At 40.9% G+C, this 13771-nt stretch carries 15 protein-coding genes; 3 read left to right on the top strand and 12 right to left on the bottom strand.

The features are described from left to right. Nucleotides 1-4: 4 nt before the first annotated feature. Both IE339_RS02380 and hmpA read right to left on the bottom strand, forming a co-directional pair. Complete coding sequence (locus tag IE339_RS02380) at nt 5-1237, bottom strand: molybdopterin-dependent oxidoreductase (RefSeq protein ID WP_242173258.1); 1233 nt, start codon at nt 1235-1237, stop codon at nt 5-7. Nucleotides 1238-1383: 146 nt separating this feature from the next. Then, nucleotides 1384-2565 (bottom strand): NO-inducible flavohemoprotein, encoded by a 1182-nt coding sequence (hmpA, locus tag IE339_RS02375; protein ID WP_242173255.1) that lies wholly within the window; start codon nt 2563-2565, stop codon nt 1384-1386. A 187-nt stretch (nt 2566-2752) separates the two neighbouring features. On the opposite strand from hmpA, the gene IE339_RS02370 reads away from it, so the two are divergent. Then, nucleotides 2753-3202 (top strand): RrF2 family transcriptional regulator, encoded by a 450-nt coding sequence (locus IE339_RS02370; protein ID WP_242173252.1) that lies wholly within the window; start codon nt 2753-2755, stop codon nt 3200-3202. A gap of 17 nt (nt 3203-3219) precedes the next feature. Here the strand turns inward: IE339_RS02370 and IE339_RS02365 are convergent, their stop codons facing one another. Further along, nucleotides 3220-3981 (bottom strand): SDR family oxidoreductase, encoded by a 762-nt coding sequence (locus IE339_RS02365; RefSeq protein ID WP_242173250.1) that lies wholly within the window; start codon nt 3979-3981, stop codon nt 3220-3222. A gap of 252 nt (nt 3982-4233) precedes the next feature. On the opposite strand from IE339_RS02365, the gene IE339_RS02360 reads away from it, so the two are divergent. Further along, a complete protein-coding gene (locus tag IE339_RS02360) occupies nt 4234-4788 on the top strand; it encodes a thioredoxin family protein (protein WP_242173248.1) in 555 nt (184 codons plus the stop codon). A gap of 34 nt (nt 4789-4822) precedes the next feature. Here IE339_RS02360 and rbsB read toward each other — a convergent pair whose 3' ends face one another. From rbsB to IE339_RS02330, 6 genes are read right to left on the bottom strand one after another with little or no spacing between them, the layout of a single operon-like run. Continuing rightward, a complete protein-coding gene (gene rbsB / locus IE339_RS02355) occupies nt 4823-5740 on the bottom strand; it encodes a ribose ABC transporter substrate-binding protein RbsB (protein WP_242173246.1) in 918 nt (305 codons plus the stop codon). Nucleotides 5741-5753: 13 nt separating this feature from the next. Further along, the gene (gene rbsC, locus IE339_RS02350) at nt 5754-6719 is read right to left on the bottom strand and encodes a ribose ABC transporter permease RbsC (RefSeq protein WP_157052795.1); all 966 of its coding nucleotides are present in this window, start codon (nt 6717-6719) and stop codon (nt 5754-5756) included. 1 nt (nt 6720) lies between these two features. Continuing rightward, nucleotides 6721-8202, bottom strand: coding sequence for a sugar ABC transporter ATP-binding protein (locus IE339_RS02345; protein ID WP_242173244.1), 1482 nt, complete (start codon nt 8200-8202; stop codon nt 6721-6723). A 16-nt stretch (nt 8203-8218) separates the two neighbouring features. After that, a complete protein-coding gene (rbsD, locus tag IE339_RS02340) occupies nt 8219-8608 on the bottom strand; it encodes a D-ribose pyranase (RefSeq protein WP_242173242.1) in 390 nt (129 codons plus the stop codon). Nucleotides 8609-8610: 2 nt separating this feature from the next. Beyond that, nucleotides 8611-9489 (bottom strand): ribokinase, encoded by an 879-nt coding sequence (gene rbsK / locus IE339_RS02335; protein WP_242173240.1) that lies wholly within the window; start codon nt 9487-9489, stop codon nt 8611-8613. A gap of 1 nt (nt 9490) precedes the next feature. Then, on the bottom strand, nt 9491-10471 hold the full coding sequence (locus IE339_RS02330) for a LacI family DNA-binding transcriptional regulator (protein ID WP_242173238.1): 981 nt from the start codon (nt 10469-10471) through the stop codon (nt 9491-9493). A 140-nt stretch (nt 10472-10611) separates the two neighbouring features. On the opposite strand from IE339_RS02330, the gene IE339_RS02325 reads away from it, so the two are divergent. Next, entirely contained in the window at nt 10612-10881 is a 270-nt protein-coding gene (locus tag IE339_RS02325) for a hypothetical protein (protein WP_242173236.1), read from the top strand. Between the two features lie 21 nt (nt 10882-10902). Here the strand turns inward: IE339_RS02325 and IE339_RS02320 are convergent, their stop codons facing one another. The 3 genes from IE339_RS02320 to IE339_RS02310 form a co-directional block, all read right to left on the bottom strand. Beyond that, nucleotides 10903-11607 carry a YqjF family protein gene (locus IE339_RS02320; RefSeq protein WP_242173234.1) on the bottom strand — a complete coding sequence of 235 codons (705 nt, stop codon included), beginning with the start codon at nt 11605-11607 and terminating at the stop codon, nt 10903-10905. A 12-nt stretch (nt 11608-11619) separates the two neighbouring features. Next, the gene (locus IE339_RS02315; RefSeq protein ID WP_242173232.1) at nt 11620-12576 is read right to left on the bottom strand and encodes an NAD(P)/FAD-dependent oxidoreductase; all 957 of its coding nucleotides are present in this window, start codon (nt 12574-12576) and stop codon (nt 11620-11622) included. 182 nt (nt 12577-12758) lie between these two features. Next, nucleotides 12759-13664, bottom strand: coding sequence for an ankyrin repeat domain-containing protein (locus IE339_RS02310; RefSeq protein WP_242173230.1), 906 nt, complete (start codon nt 13662-13664; stop codon nt 12759-12761). Nucleotides 13665-13771 lie beyond the last annotated feature (107 nt).

Raw genomic sequence — 13771 nt, 5'->3', positions numbered from 1 at the left:
TCGTTTATGATTTAACCCATGCATTTTTTGAATAGCCTCGTTCTTCCCAATAACCAACGTGCTCCTCTTCAATCAGCTCAATTCGATTCAACCATTTCACTGATTTATACGCATACATTTTCGGTACAATTAACCGAACAGGACCACCGTTATCTTGAGAAATAAGCTTACCGTCAATAAGTGTGGCCACCATAATATCCTTAGCCATTGCTTGCTTCAATGTCAGCGTGTCTGTATACACTCCGTCCGCTGAATAAAACTTAACGTATTTCGCTTTCGATTTAACTCCAGCCTCTTGTAAAATTTTTCTAAGCGGAATACCTTCCCATGTGACGCTATAAACACTCCAACCAGTAATACAATGAAAGTCACTAACCTGCACGTCACGATTTAACGATACGAATTGCTCCCAGTTATACCGTTTTTTATTTTGAACCAGTCCATCAATCGTAAAGCTGAAATTTTGATTTGTAATGGTCGGTACCTCTGTTACCGTGTAGTAACGAAACTCTCCTTTTTTCCCGCCTCCAATAGGTGGCGATGATTTTACGTTTGGAGTAGGTTTGGGCACAAGCTTATTTTTCGATGCCGTTTCTGCTACTTGACCACCCATTGATGGAAAAAACGGTTTGATCCACCGAAAAATAAATGGTGAAAAAATGAGTACAATGATCCCACCACTTGCTACACGTAAAAAAGATCGTCTCGTATAAATTGGATTCTTCTCGTCGATCTCCATTGGTTCGGAGACAATCGTACTTTTACTTGTCGCTCTTTCAGCCTTTTTAAACCACCTGCTCCGCGTAATGCTATGATAGATCGTATACGGCACCCCAAACCAAGTCGCTGCGTCATGAATGAATAAAGCGACTGTGCTAACTTGAGGTGAAAACTGTCGATGATAGGTTAACAAGAGACCAGACCCAATCAATGCTGATAACACCGTAAGAATGAGGTATAAATTTATGCGCTGATTCTGCTTCTTTTTCAGCCCCTTCAAATGTCTTGCCATTTTCGGTAGATAATATAAAAGAGGTAATATGCTCACAATCCCAACCCAAACATGAATGTCTCTTACGTATACGCGAACAGACGGCAGGGCTGTGCGGAACGTTCCGGAAAACAACACAAAACCGGTTATACTTAAAATAAGAAAGAACAGTGCATTCGCATGATGCAAACGAACTAAACGCCTCCTAAACGGAAGCCCTCTTTTAAAAAAGACCCTCCAATCCATCCTGATCCCTCCTTAGCTCAAAATCATACGTGCCTTCACTTATTTGCGCAATTTTTAATAGTCGTTTCTCCTATTAAAACGTAAGAAAGTCGAAAAAGGATCAGTCCATAAAAAAACCGTTTGCTTTTGTAGCAAACGGCTTTTTATTAAGCGAGCCCGACGGATGGACCAAAGACTTCGTAATGAATGTATTCTTCTGTGACTCCCATGTCCACTAAATAACCGTAGAGCACTTTCATAAATGCAATAGGTCCGCAAAGATAAATATGAGAGTTAGTTGACGTGAGCTTCTCCTGAAGCCAGTCTTTTGTAATATACCCTTCTAGTTGACACGCTCCTGACGCTTTTTCCTCATCTGTAGCCTGTTCGTAGCACGCCATGTAGCGGAGATTAAGCCGCTTCAGCTCGTTTGCTAAGAGCTGATGGGAACGATCTTTTACAGCTTGAATAAACGTAACATTTTCATTCTCTTTGACAGCTTTTTTTGCCATGCTTACTAAAGGCGTAACTCCCACGCCACCACTGATGAAAACGACCGGATTTTCTGTCGTTTCATACACAAACTCTCCTGCTGGTGCGCTTACTTCTAAAACCTCTCCTTCAGCAAAATGATGAAGAGTTGACGAAACCGTTCCGGACTCGCCTTCTTTATTTGTTTCTTGTTTCACCGTAATACGGAAATACTCTTCGTTTGGTGCATCACTTAAGGAGTACTGACGAATATGCAAGTGCTCAAATTGTTTCACTCTCACGCTAATATATTGGCCAGGTAAGAAGCTTGGAAGTGATTCATGATCCACAGGTTTTAAATAGAAAGAGAGGACCCCCTCACTTTCTTGAACTTTACGGTCAATGAAGAAATTCTTATAACCTTCCCAGCCACCTGCCTGTTTTTCCGCCGATTCGTACATTTCTTTTTCTGTATCAATAAAGACTTGCGCTAGTACCCCATATGTCTCTGCCCAAGCATTCATAATTTCTGGCGTTGCTGCTGCGCCTAGAACATCTTTAATTGCTTTTAGCAAATACTCTCCGACGATTGGATACTGCTCAGGCTTTACACCAATGCTTCGGTGCTTGTGGGCCACCTGCTTTACGACCGGTATAATTTTGTCTAATTGATCAATATTTGCCGCAGCAGCGTAGACAGCTTTTGCTAAAGCTGTTTGCTGACGCTCATTTTTTTGATTGCTGTGATTAAATACGTTTAATAATTCAGGATGATCTTGGAACATTAACGAATAGAATCTTGTCGTAATGTCTTTCCCTTTTTGTTCTAATACTGGAACGGTGCTTTTGATAATTTGAATGGTTTCATTACTTAACATGATCGTCACCCTTTTAAAGATGTATTTTAAATATATCTTTATGATATACTTCAAGAAGATGAAAAGATATATATTTAATACATCTTTAAAGAAATTGTCACATGTTTGATATCAGACAATCTTCCTTACATTTTCTTGTGAACATGCTATGATACATATATCTATCTTAAAAGAAGGGGTTTGTCGAATGAGGCTTACTCAATACACTGATTACTCGCTTCGTGTTCTCTTGTATCTAGGATTGCAGGAGGACAAAAAGCTTTCTAATATTAAAGATATCGCAGATGCATATGCTATTTCCAAAAATCACTTGATGAAGGTCACACACGAGCTAGGCAAGGCTGATCTGATTGAAACCGTTCGTGGTAGAAACGGGGGCATTCGCCTTGCGAAATCCCCGAAAGAGATCAATGTTGGTGATGTAGTGCTTAAAATGGAGGAGGACTTTCATCTTGTGGAGTGTTTCAACTGTGCCAACAATTCTTGTGTCATTACACCTGCCTGTGATCTACGACACGTATTACAAGAGGCGTATCTTGCTTTTTTGGGCGTATTAAAAAAATATACGTTGGACGATTTGCTGCAACGGGAGCATCCTATGCGCTCATTGTTGCACCTAGACGAAAAAAAGGAGTAGCTCTATGCTACTCCTTTTTACACAAAACTCTTTTTCCCGCCGGTTACCGGAATGACAGCACCTGTAATAAAGTCGGATTTTTCGTCGCATAGAAAACGAACCACTCGCGAAATATCCTCTCCACTACCTACGCGTCCGATTGGCGTATCATCTGCATCGTTCGTTTGCGTTGTCTGCTCAATCGTTGCTTCCTTCCAAGGATGAACGATATCTCCAGGGCACACCATATTCACCGTAATGCCATGCTTAGCTTCTTCTAATGATAGTGTTTTCGTTAAACTGACGAGACCTACTTTAGACGCAGCGTAAGCGGATCGATGAACCCACGCTGGTGCAGAGTCCGCATCACTAAATCCAAAATTGATGATTCGTCCCCACTTATTCTCTCTCATCAACGGAACTAGCAGCTTCACTAAATAAAACACAGAGCTCATATTTCCGTTAAGCATGCTGTCCCATTCTTCTAGGCTATAATCGACTAAGTCCTTATAATCAAATACAAAAGGTCCGGCATTGTTCACCAATATATCAATCTTTCCATGTATTTGAAGCGCTTCGTTTACGATGCGCTCAACATCCTCAAATTTAGAGATATCCCCCTGAAGACACGTCGCCTTAACATGATACGTCTCTTCCACTTCCTTTTTTAAGCTGAGGGCTTTTTCTTTACTTTGGCGATAATTGATAATGACATCATACCCTTCCTTTGCAAGGTCAATAATCATTCTTTTTCCTAATCCGGTTGCACTACCGGTCACCAAAGCTACACGGTTACTCATACTACTCCTCCCTTACTAATTGTCTTCTATGTATGAACGTTTTACACACTTACATTCCCTTATTAAGCTTTCCCTACACATTCCTCATTTACTTTTTGATTCCCTTTAATATTAGCGAAAAATCAGGAAAAAATATATTTTTAATCGTTCACAGAGAAGAAATTTTTTTTAGGTTTGTCCCGAAATCTCTTGTTGGACTCTCTGATCTCATTTGTTTATAGTAAAAGAGAAACATAAAAAGGGGGAAATAAAATGTCAACTTTACAACCTTGGTTTGAAAAAGGATTGACCGATTTTACCTATCTACATAACATGACCGTTCATCAAGAAAACTTATTAAAGGTGTATAACTCAGTGTCAGTAAGCGACGAAGAAAAAGCTACCCTTCGTACACTTCAACATAAAAAAATAAAAGCTATCGTCCTAACTGCTGACTGGTGTGGAGACGCAATGGTAAACGTGCCAATCTTCTTACGCCTTGCACAGGAAGCACTAATTGAAACACGCTTTTTAATTCGGGATGAAAACCTTGAATTAATGGATCAATACTTAACAAACGGTACAGCGCGTTCAATTCCAATTTTTATCTTTATCGATGAAGACGGAAACGAAATCGGGAAATGGGGCCCTCGCTCACCAAAAGCTCAGGAGGTAGCTGATGCATTAAAAGCAAATCTTCCTGAAAAGAACTCTCCTGAATTTGAAGCAGCCTTTAAAGAGTTTGCGACGAAGATTTCCGCGACTTTTACAACTGATCAAGCTTTATGGGAAGATATCAAGAAAGATATGCTAAAAGCCCTTCTATAAGTTAAAAGAGGCACCGTGTAGGCGCCTCTTTTTCTTATTCCTTCGTAACTAGTTTTAACGGTACTGGAATTTTCTTTTCTACTTTCTTTCCTTGTACAACGTCTTTTGCTGCTTTCACTGCAAGCTGACCAATCAATTCCGGTTGTTGAGCAACGGTTGCTGCTAATTTACCTTCTTTAACCGCTTTGATCGCATCGTCATTTCCATCAAATCCGACGACAATTACATCTTTACCAGAACTATTGATTGCTTGAATTGCTCCTAATGCCATTTCATCATTGTGAGCAAATACAGCTTTAATATCTGGCTTACCTTGAATGATATTTTCCATGACGTTTAGCCCTTTTGTACGATCAAAGTCCGCAGACTGCTTTGCCGTTACGTCTAGTTTCTTGTCGGCTACGTTATGGAATCCTTTCCCACGTTCACGAGTAGCAGAAGCTCCAGGTACGCCCTCTAATTCCGCTACCTTCGCCTTTTCACCTACCATCTTTACAATATAATCAGCAGCCATTTGACCACCTTTCACATTATCAGATGCTACGAGTGCCGCAACTTTTCCTTTTTCAGCTGAGCGGTCTAATGTCACAACCGGTACGCCAACGTTGTTTGCTGACTGAACCGCTGTTGAAATCGCCGCAGAGTCAGTTGGGTTAATTAAAAGTGCGTCTACTCCTTGCTGTAGTAAATCTTCTACGTCATTAATTTGTTTTGCTGTATCATTTTGTGCATCAACCGTGATGACTTTGATTCCTTTTTTCTTCGCTTCCTTGATTACACCATCTTTTAACGACACAAAGAACGGATTGTTTAATGTTGAAACAGATAATCCGATTTTCATGTCTTTTACATCGGCCTTTTTAGAAGGCTTTGCCCATTCGGGTGGCTCCATGGAGCATGCTCCTAAAAGGAGAAGTGACAAGGACAGTACCAAGACTAGAATTTTTTTCATCTTCTGTCTCCTCCTACGCTGCTTTTTTACGGTCAATAACAACCGCAATCAAAATAACAATACCTTTGACAACCATTTGATAGAACGATGAAACACCTAACAAGTTCAGTCCATTATTTAACGTTCCAATGATTAAAGCACCAATTAGCGTTCCAACAATTCGACCGCGTCCACCTGATAAGCTTGTCCCTCCAAGAACAACTGCTGCGATTGCATCCAACTCATACGATGTACCAGCAGTTGGCTGCGCAGAATTTAATCGTGATGTTAAAATTCCGCCTGCAAGCGCTGAAAGCAACCCTGCTAATGAATAAATCATCACTTTTACTTTTGGTACTTTAATTCCTGAAATAAGTGCTGCTTTTTCATTTCCACCGATGGCATATGTTTTACGTCCAAACGGCGTTTTGTGTAAAATCACCCATAGAATCACAAAAGCGATAATCATTGTGATAGCTGGTACAGGAATTCCTAAGAAATAACCTCGTCCGAATAACTGGAATAAGCGGTTCTCACCAAGACCTGTGATTGGATTTCCGTTCGTGTATACAAGCGTTAATCCGCGGAAAATAGTCATTGTCGCAAGCGTTGCGATAAATGGTGCCATTTTTCCTTTTGTAATTAGTAATCCGTTCACCATTCCCATTACTGCACCTAACACACAGCCTACTAAAAGAGCGAGGATTGGATCTAATCCAGATACAATCATACCTGCTGTTAATGCGCTAGAAAGAGCCAGTATTGAACCAACTGATAAATCGATTCCGCCTGTTAAAATAACAAACGTCATGCCGTACGCGATCAGTGCGTTGATGGCTACTTGGCGAAGCAAGTTTAAAATATTAAGTGGTGCGAGAAAGCTCGGATTTAATACAGAAACGATTACAATTAGAATAAAAAGGCCAAGAAGAGGTCCGAGTTTCTGCATAATGTTTTCAACATGATTTTTTTTACCTATGGTTTCAGTCATCGCCGTCATGTTATTGTCCCCCCGTTGCATACGTCATAATTTTTTCTTGGTTGGCTTCTGCTCGAGATAGCTCACCGGTTAATTTCCCTTCGTGAATGACCAATATACGATCACTCATTCCTAATACTTCTGGTAACTCAGATGAAACCATAATAATGGCAACCCCACGCTCCGTCAGTTCGTTCATTAATTGATAAATTTCGCGCTTCGCTCCCACGTCTACACCGCGTGTTGGCTCGTCCAAAATAAGCACTTTCGGTCCGATTCCAACCCATTTTGCGATCACGATCTTTTGCTGATTTCCTCCAGACAGATTTCCTGCGCTCGTTTCAGCCGACTGTGTTTTGATAAGTAAGCGCTTAATCAATAACTCAACGAAATCATTTTCACTTTTTTGATCGATGATTCCTTTCGGTGCAAAACTAAACAAGTTTGGAAGAACCATATTTTCACGAATTGAGAAATCGAGTATTAATCCTTCATCTTTTCGGTTCTCTGTGATAAATCCAATCCCAAGTTTTACAGCCTGATGAGGGTTCTTAATCGTCGCCTTTTGACCATTAATAAAAATTTCTCCTCCGTCTAACGAATCTAGACCAAAGATCGTTCTCATAATCTCCGTTCGTCCTGCTCCCATTAGACCAGAGACACCAACAATTTCTCCTGAGCGAACAGAGAAGCTAATATTGTTAAAGGTTTCTTTTTTCGTTAATCCCTTTACCTCTAGCACGACTTCACTCGGGGTTGACGTCCGTTCTGGGAAACGATCGGTTAATTCACGACCGACCATTTTCTTTACGACATCATCAAAACTTGTTTCTGGAATGTGTTTCGTGTCAATTGTTTTACCATCCCTCATAACCGTTATTCGGTCACAAATCGTAAAGATTTCCTCCATACGATGAGAAATGTAGACAATTGATACGTCTTCTTTTTTCAATGAGCGAATCACTTCGAACAACTTTTCAATTTCACGCTCTGTTAATGCCGCCGTAGGCTCGTCCATAATGATGACCTTTGCATTCGTCATAAGCGCCTTCGCAATTTCAATCATTTGCTGTTGCCCTACTGAGCATTCTCCCGCTTCTTTTTCAAGTGGAATGGAAACCGCTAATCGTTCAAATTGCTTTCTTGCTAACGCTTTCATTTCCTTTGTTTTTAAAAAGCCGAATGATGATTTCAACTCTTTCCCAATGAAGAGGTTTTCAAGAACCGTCATGTCTGGCCATACGTTCAGCTCCTGATGAATGAATGCTACGCCATTCTCTTCTGCTTCTTTTGGGTTTTGGAAGTAGCGTTCTTGTCCATCAATCACAATCGTACCTTGATCATGCTTATGAAGTCCGGTCAGGATATTCATAAGCGTTGATTTACCTGCACCGTTCTCCCCCATCAACGCATGAACTTCTCCTATTTTCAATTCAAAGTCTACGCCTTCAAGGACCTTGTTTTTCCCAAATGCCTTATAGATGTTATCCATCTTGATATGCATAATCTGTTCACCCCTTTTAGAAGATTACTCCTGCCTGTAAAATACAGTTTGCATATGGCGTAACTTCTCCTGTGCGAATAATCGCTTTTGCGTTTTTCGTTAGTTCTTTAAACTCTTCATGTGACACGTACTCAATATTCTGAAAGCCCTTGGCCATGTATTTACACGTTGATTTGTTATTCTTCTTGATTTCCTCAGCTACAATCGCTTTTTCTACGATCATATCCTCTACAAGTGCATCTACGACATCCGTGAACCTTGGAACACCGAGCGTAAGTGCCAAATCAATTTTTTGGACGCCGTCTGGAATGGGCAGACCTGCATCTGCCACGACAATCCAGTCCGTGTGTCCAAAATCAGCCAGTACTTTTGAGATATGACTATTTAAAATCCCCTGTTTCTTCATACTCAAAGACTCCCTTCTACGTCCCCGCGCATTGGCATTCCGCCCTGTGCACCAAATTTTGTCACCGATAATGACGCTGCTCGATTAGCAAAACGCAGGCTTTCTTCAAATGATTTCTTCTCCGCTAGCGCTACCGCAAAAGCAGCGTTAAACGTATCGCCTGCACCTGTTGTATCGACGGCTTCTACTTCATAAGAGGGAACAAGAACTTCCTTTTCCCCATTGAAATAGCGCACCCCGCTTTTTCCTTCCGTAATGAAGACCTTATTCGGATATTGACGAAGCGCTTCTGCTGGGCTTACACCGTTAAACAATACATCAGCTTCATGCTCGTTAGGTGTAATATACGTTGCCTGGTCAATAACCGTTTGGCTAAGCTTTCGTGCTGGTGCTGGATTAAGAAGAAGTGGAATGTGATGATCATGGCAATACTGACTCACATATTCAACCGTTTCTTCTGGAATTTCCTGTTGAATCAAGACGATATCTGCTTCTTTTAATACGTGTGCGGCTGCTTCAACATAGGAAGGCGTGATATGATCATTGGCACCTTTTACAACCACGATGCTGTTATCACCTTCTGCTAAAATGATATGAGCCGTTCCGCTTTTTTCATCGGTAACCGGTTTCACATTATTTACAAGAACACGATTCTCCGTAAAGTTATTTAAAATGATTTCTCCGTAGTGATCGTCTCCTACACAGCCAATCATGTGTACCTCTGCACCAAGTCTTGCGGCTGCAACTGCTTGATTCGCTCCTTTTCCGCCTGGAACGGTTTCAAAACGATCCCCAAGCACTGTTTCACCAGCACCTGGTCGTTTTTCAGATGTAACGACTAAATCCATCGATGAACTTCCTACTACTGCAATTTTTGCCATGTTAATCAACCTTTCTTGTTGTTTCTCGCTCTATAAAGGTAACGGGTAGCTGAATATTCCGTTCGTCTACCTGCTCTTTTTTAATTAGTTTAATAAGTAAATTTGCTGCTTCTGTTCCCATATCATAAGCGGGCTGTCTAATCGTTGAGAGCGGCGGGAACAGCAGCTTACTTTGAGGAATATCATCAAATCCGATAATTTGAAGATCATCTGGAATTTTCTTTCCTCTTCGAAGCGCCTCGTGCAATACAGCTGTAGCTACAATATCATTACTCGCTATCACGCCATCTGTTTCAGGATAAAGGTGAAACAGTTCGTTTGCCCATTTTTGAGCATCTGCAAAGGCAAAGGAATTCGTTTGCACAACTTGAACGTCCACATTCTCGCTTTGAAGAACCTGCATTGCGCCTCGGAAGCGGTCCTGCGCTGGTCGAAGCGATGGTGGACCTTGAATGATCACGATATTTTTACTTCCTCGCGCAATCATTTCTGTTGCAGCTAAGCAACCCCCTTGGACACCGTCCGCATAAACGGAGAGATGTTTATCCGACACCCGATCAAGAAATACAACAGGAATATGTAAGTCTCCGTAGTTTTTTTGAATCGGATTGTTCGTTGCTGAGATAATGCCTACAATATTATTTTTTGAAAATGTATGAATGTAATCTAACTCTTTTTGTTCGTTCTCATCGCTGTTTCCTAGAATGACGCGAAAGCCCTGTCGATGAACTTCATCTTCAACTCCCCTTGCCAATTCTGGAAAGAAAGGATTTGTAATATCCGGCAATAACAGACCAATGAGGCGAGATTCACGCTTATAGAGAGAGCGTGCAACTTCATTTGGGCTATAATTTAGTTCCTTGATAGCTTTTGCGACGCGTTTTCTCGTATCTTGATGGACATACCCTGTATCATTTAATACGCGCGAAACTGTCGCAACTGATACACCGGCAGCTTTTGCTACATCTCTTATTGTCGCCAATTTTCTCCCCTCCTGTTATGTAACCGTTTACACAATCAAGAATAGCACCATTCTATTAATCTGGCAACTATCTTTGTTCATTATTTTTATATGGTAAAATAAACCACATATCATTTGAATCAAAAAAGGAGGAAAAAATCATGAGGATTAGTACGAAGTTAGGACTTTTTTTTACTAGCATTTCTGCTTTTTTGTACGCCACTAAGCATATAACTGCCGCCATAATGGTCATGAATGTGAACACAGCCGCAACTAATTACTACGATGGTGCCTATGAATCAATTGGAATCGGCATTACGATATGGACTGTACTTTCCTTCATCTTAGCATGTGGATTTTTCATTCACAGTCTATGGACTTTATCACAAAAAAATAGCACGAAAAATTCGCCAACTGATTTATCTTCCTAACGAAAAGCGGTGAGGATTGTCTCACCGCCCAACATAACGAAACGGATAAATATATGTTTGAACCTTATCTGCATAGTGGAGCGTCCATTCAGCAGAATTAGCGGGTCGTCCGTAAGGGGTGGAGAGTGTATCCTGATAAATTTCACATTCTGCCTTTTGAAGAGGCCAGTGATCGTGAAAAATATCTCCTCGATACACTTTTCCTTTTTTGACAATATACAAGCAGTAGCGCTCCGTCAAAAAATAAGCTAGTTCGCCCCTTTGACTTGTTTCAGGAGGGCCTATTGGCTTGTAGCGAATGGTTAATGCCGCATGCCGAACGTTACGATGGGTTCGCGTAGAAGATAAGGAAATCTCCTCTCCGTGCACATGACCTTTCATCGTGGCACGGTAGTAAGGCAAGTTAAAAATGTTTCGTGCCACAGATACTGCTAGAGGGTGATTGGCGTCCAAGCTGAAGAAATAAACGCCAGGCTTCCCTTTGTAGGTTACGTACGTGCGGACGTTTAATTCCCACAGCCTCGATGCATGTGGAACAGACGGTAAGCCTCGAAAGCGAATATGGTCCATTTCAAATGGAACAATCGCAATCCATGCTTTTCCGTCGAAAGTGTCCACCTCTAATTGAGAAGGCAGGAATGGTTTGATAAATTCGGGTGTAACAGGCCAATGCAGAAATAAAAGCTTATTCCATGTCTGCTTCATAATCCATCCCTTTTTCTCCATGTGATCACCTCATTACGCTTTATTTAGTACCGCATTACCAACGGCTATTCCAGATAAGAAAGCAGATTCTACTCTCGTTCTTCCTGCTGGATCGTCTTCATGTAAAAATGCATCTCCTGCAACGTAAAGAGAGTCTTGATTTATAAAGGGACTCTTAAGCGTTGTCTTTGCTTCCGCATAGCGCCACCTTTTTAATTGTTTCACCTCAATGTCGTCTTTATGAATATAAGTCGATGCTTTTTCCAAAATGAGCTGTAGAACCGTATCATCGTTCTCTTCATAATGCTTCTTAGACCAGGTTCCTTCCATGTAGATGCTAACAGTAGGAAGAGAAGAGATCCCTTTCGCTTGATGATCAACCATTCGCTCCATTCCGTCTGGCAAATATTCATCAAGATGGCCTGAATCTGATAGATTAATCGGTTCATGAAGCTTCAATATAGCAACAAAGCACGGGTTAAATGTAATATCCTGAAGCTTTGGAACCAGATCATTTCCTTCCCTGCTGTCTTTCAAGATGTCTATGATTTGCGGAGCGGGTGGCGTAAAAATGACATTGTTGGCTTGAGCAATTTCACCTTGTTCGTCATATAAAAGCCAGCCATCCGTCTCCTTTGAGATTTGAACGATACGCGTATTGAGCTTCTTTTCCACATCTTTTGCTAGATATTTAATAAGACCGTTCATACCGTCTGTCCCGCAGTATCGCTTATATGGATCGCCAAACCACTCTTTGACCTGTCCATTCACTACCCATTGATCAACATGGCGCTGAAAATCCTCTGTACGAACCGTGAAAAATTGAGCACCATGATCGACTTTGCCTTGTTCAACTCTTCTAGTCGCCATTCGTCCCCCAACACTTTTCCCCTTATCAATGAGCAAGACGTCTTTTCCTGCTTGCTGTACTACGGACGCAGCCATGACACCAGCCATTCCAGCACCTACAATCGCTACATCTACCTTCACGCAACATCCCCTCCTATTTTCGTTCATTGTGTTGACAACATTATAACGATTCTATCTGTTGATTGTCGTGTTCTAGTGGGTTCCTCCTTCACTTCTACAAAAAAAGTCCATTCATTTCGGAACGGACGACCATTAAACATTATCTCGTATTTAACTCTTCAAAAGAGCAAAAGGAATTTCTCTTATAGCAAACGTAGTGTCTGTCCCTCCAACAGTTCGATTGCTTCCTCAAACTGATAATCTCTCGCAATATCAAGTGCAGATTTCCCTTGCGAATTTTGGAGAGAAATATCTGCTCCTTTTTCAATGAGCATTTTCATGTAGTCAACCAAATAAGCATTGCCATACGATAGGTGCTCATTGAACATGCAAGCGAACATTAAGACTGTGTAACCATGCTGATCTTGAATGTTAGGATTCGCTCCCGATTGTAACAATGTAACTCCAAACTCAAAAAACAAATTTTCAGGATCTAATTCAACGCTAAGAAGGGAAAGCATGAGGGGTGTTTTGCCATAGTTGTTTTGTCCGTTCACGTCCAATCCACGGTACAGCAAGTATTGTAAAAGCTTCTCATCGTGTGCAATAGAAGAAACGTGGTGCAATAAAGAAGAACCGAGCTCATCCCAAAAATAAACGTCGTTTAGCTCGTGAATTAAAAACAGCGAAACGTCTGAATTACCTGCCTCAATTGACGCGGTAAGTGGATAGAAATTGCTCTTTGAAAAATCAGCACCTGCATCAAGTAACGCTTTAACAATGTACAGATCACTTTGCGAAACCGTATCGTAAAGAACATCGCTAAGTTCGCTATCTTTATAAGGAATATCTTCTAGTAGCTTAATCAAATAGTCAAAATGACGATAGCGTGCTGCATCATGCAAAAATACGATTTGTTTTTCTCTTCTACATAAAAGGTGATAATTCTTGCTGAATAAATCCTTTAAAATAGGCTGACACCTATACTCCAACGCAATACATAACGGATCTTTCCTCGAGTCGTATGAAACTGCATCTTGAAGGTGCTCTTGCAAAAAATTAATAATCGATTGTATATGTTCACATTTCATTTCTTCTCTTATATTCATTTTTCCCTCTCCATACATAAACAGAAATAATCGTCTATCACAGAAGTAACGTTCATCAAAAGCTAAATACAGCCATTATTTTACAATATATCACATTTAACGCACTA

This window comes from Priestia koreensis (assembly GCF_022646885.1).
In the GTDB taxonomy this organism is placed as follows: Bacteria; Bacillota; Bacilli; order Bacillales; family Bacillaceae_H; genus Bacillus_AG; species Bacillus_AG koreensis_A.
The sequence above is the reverse complement of the archived record's forward strand: the minus strand, read 5'-3'. Positions and strand labels throughout refer to the sequence as shown.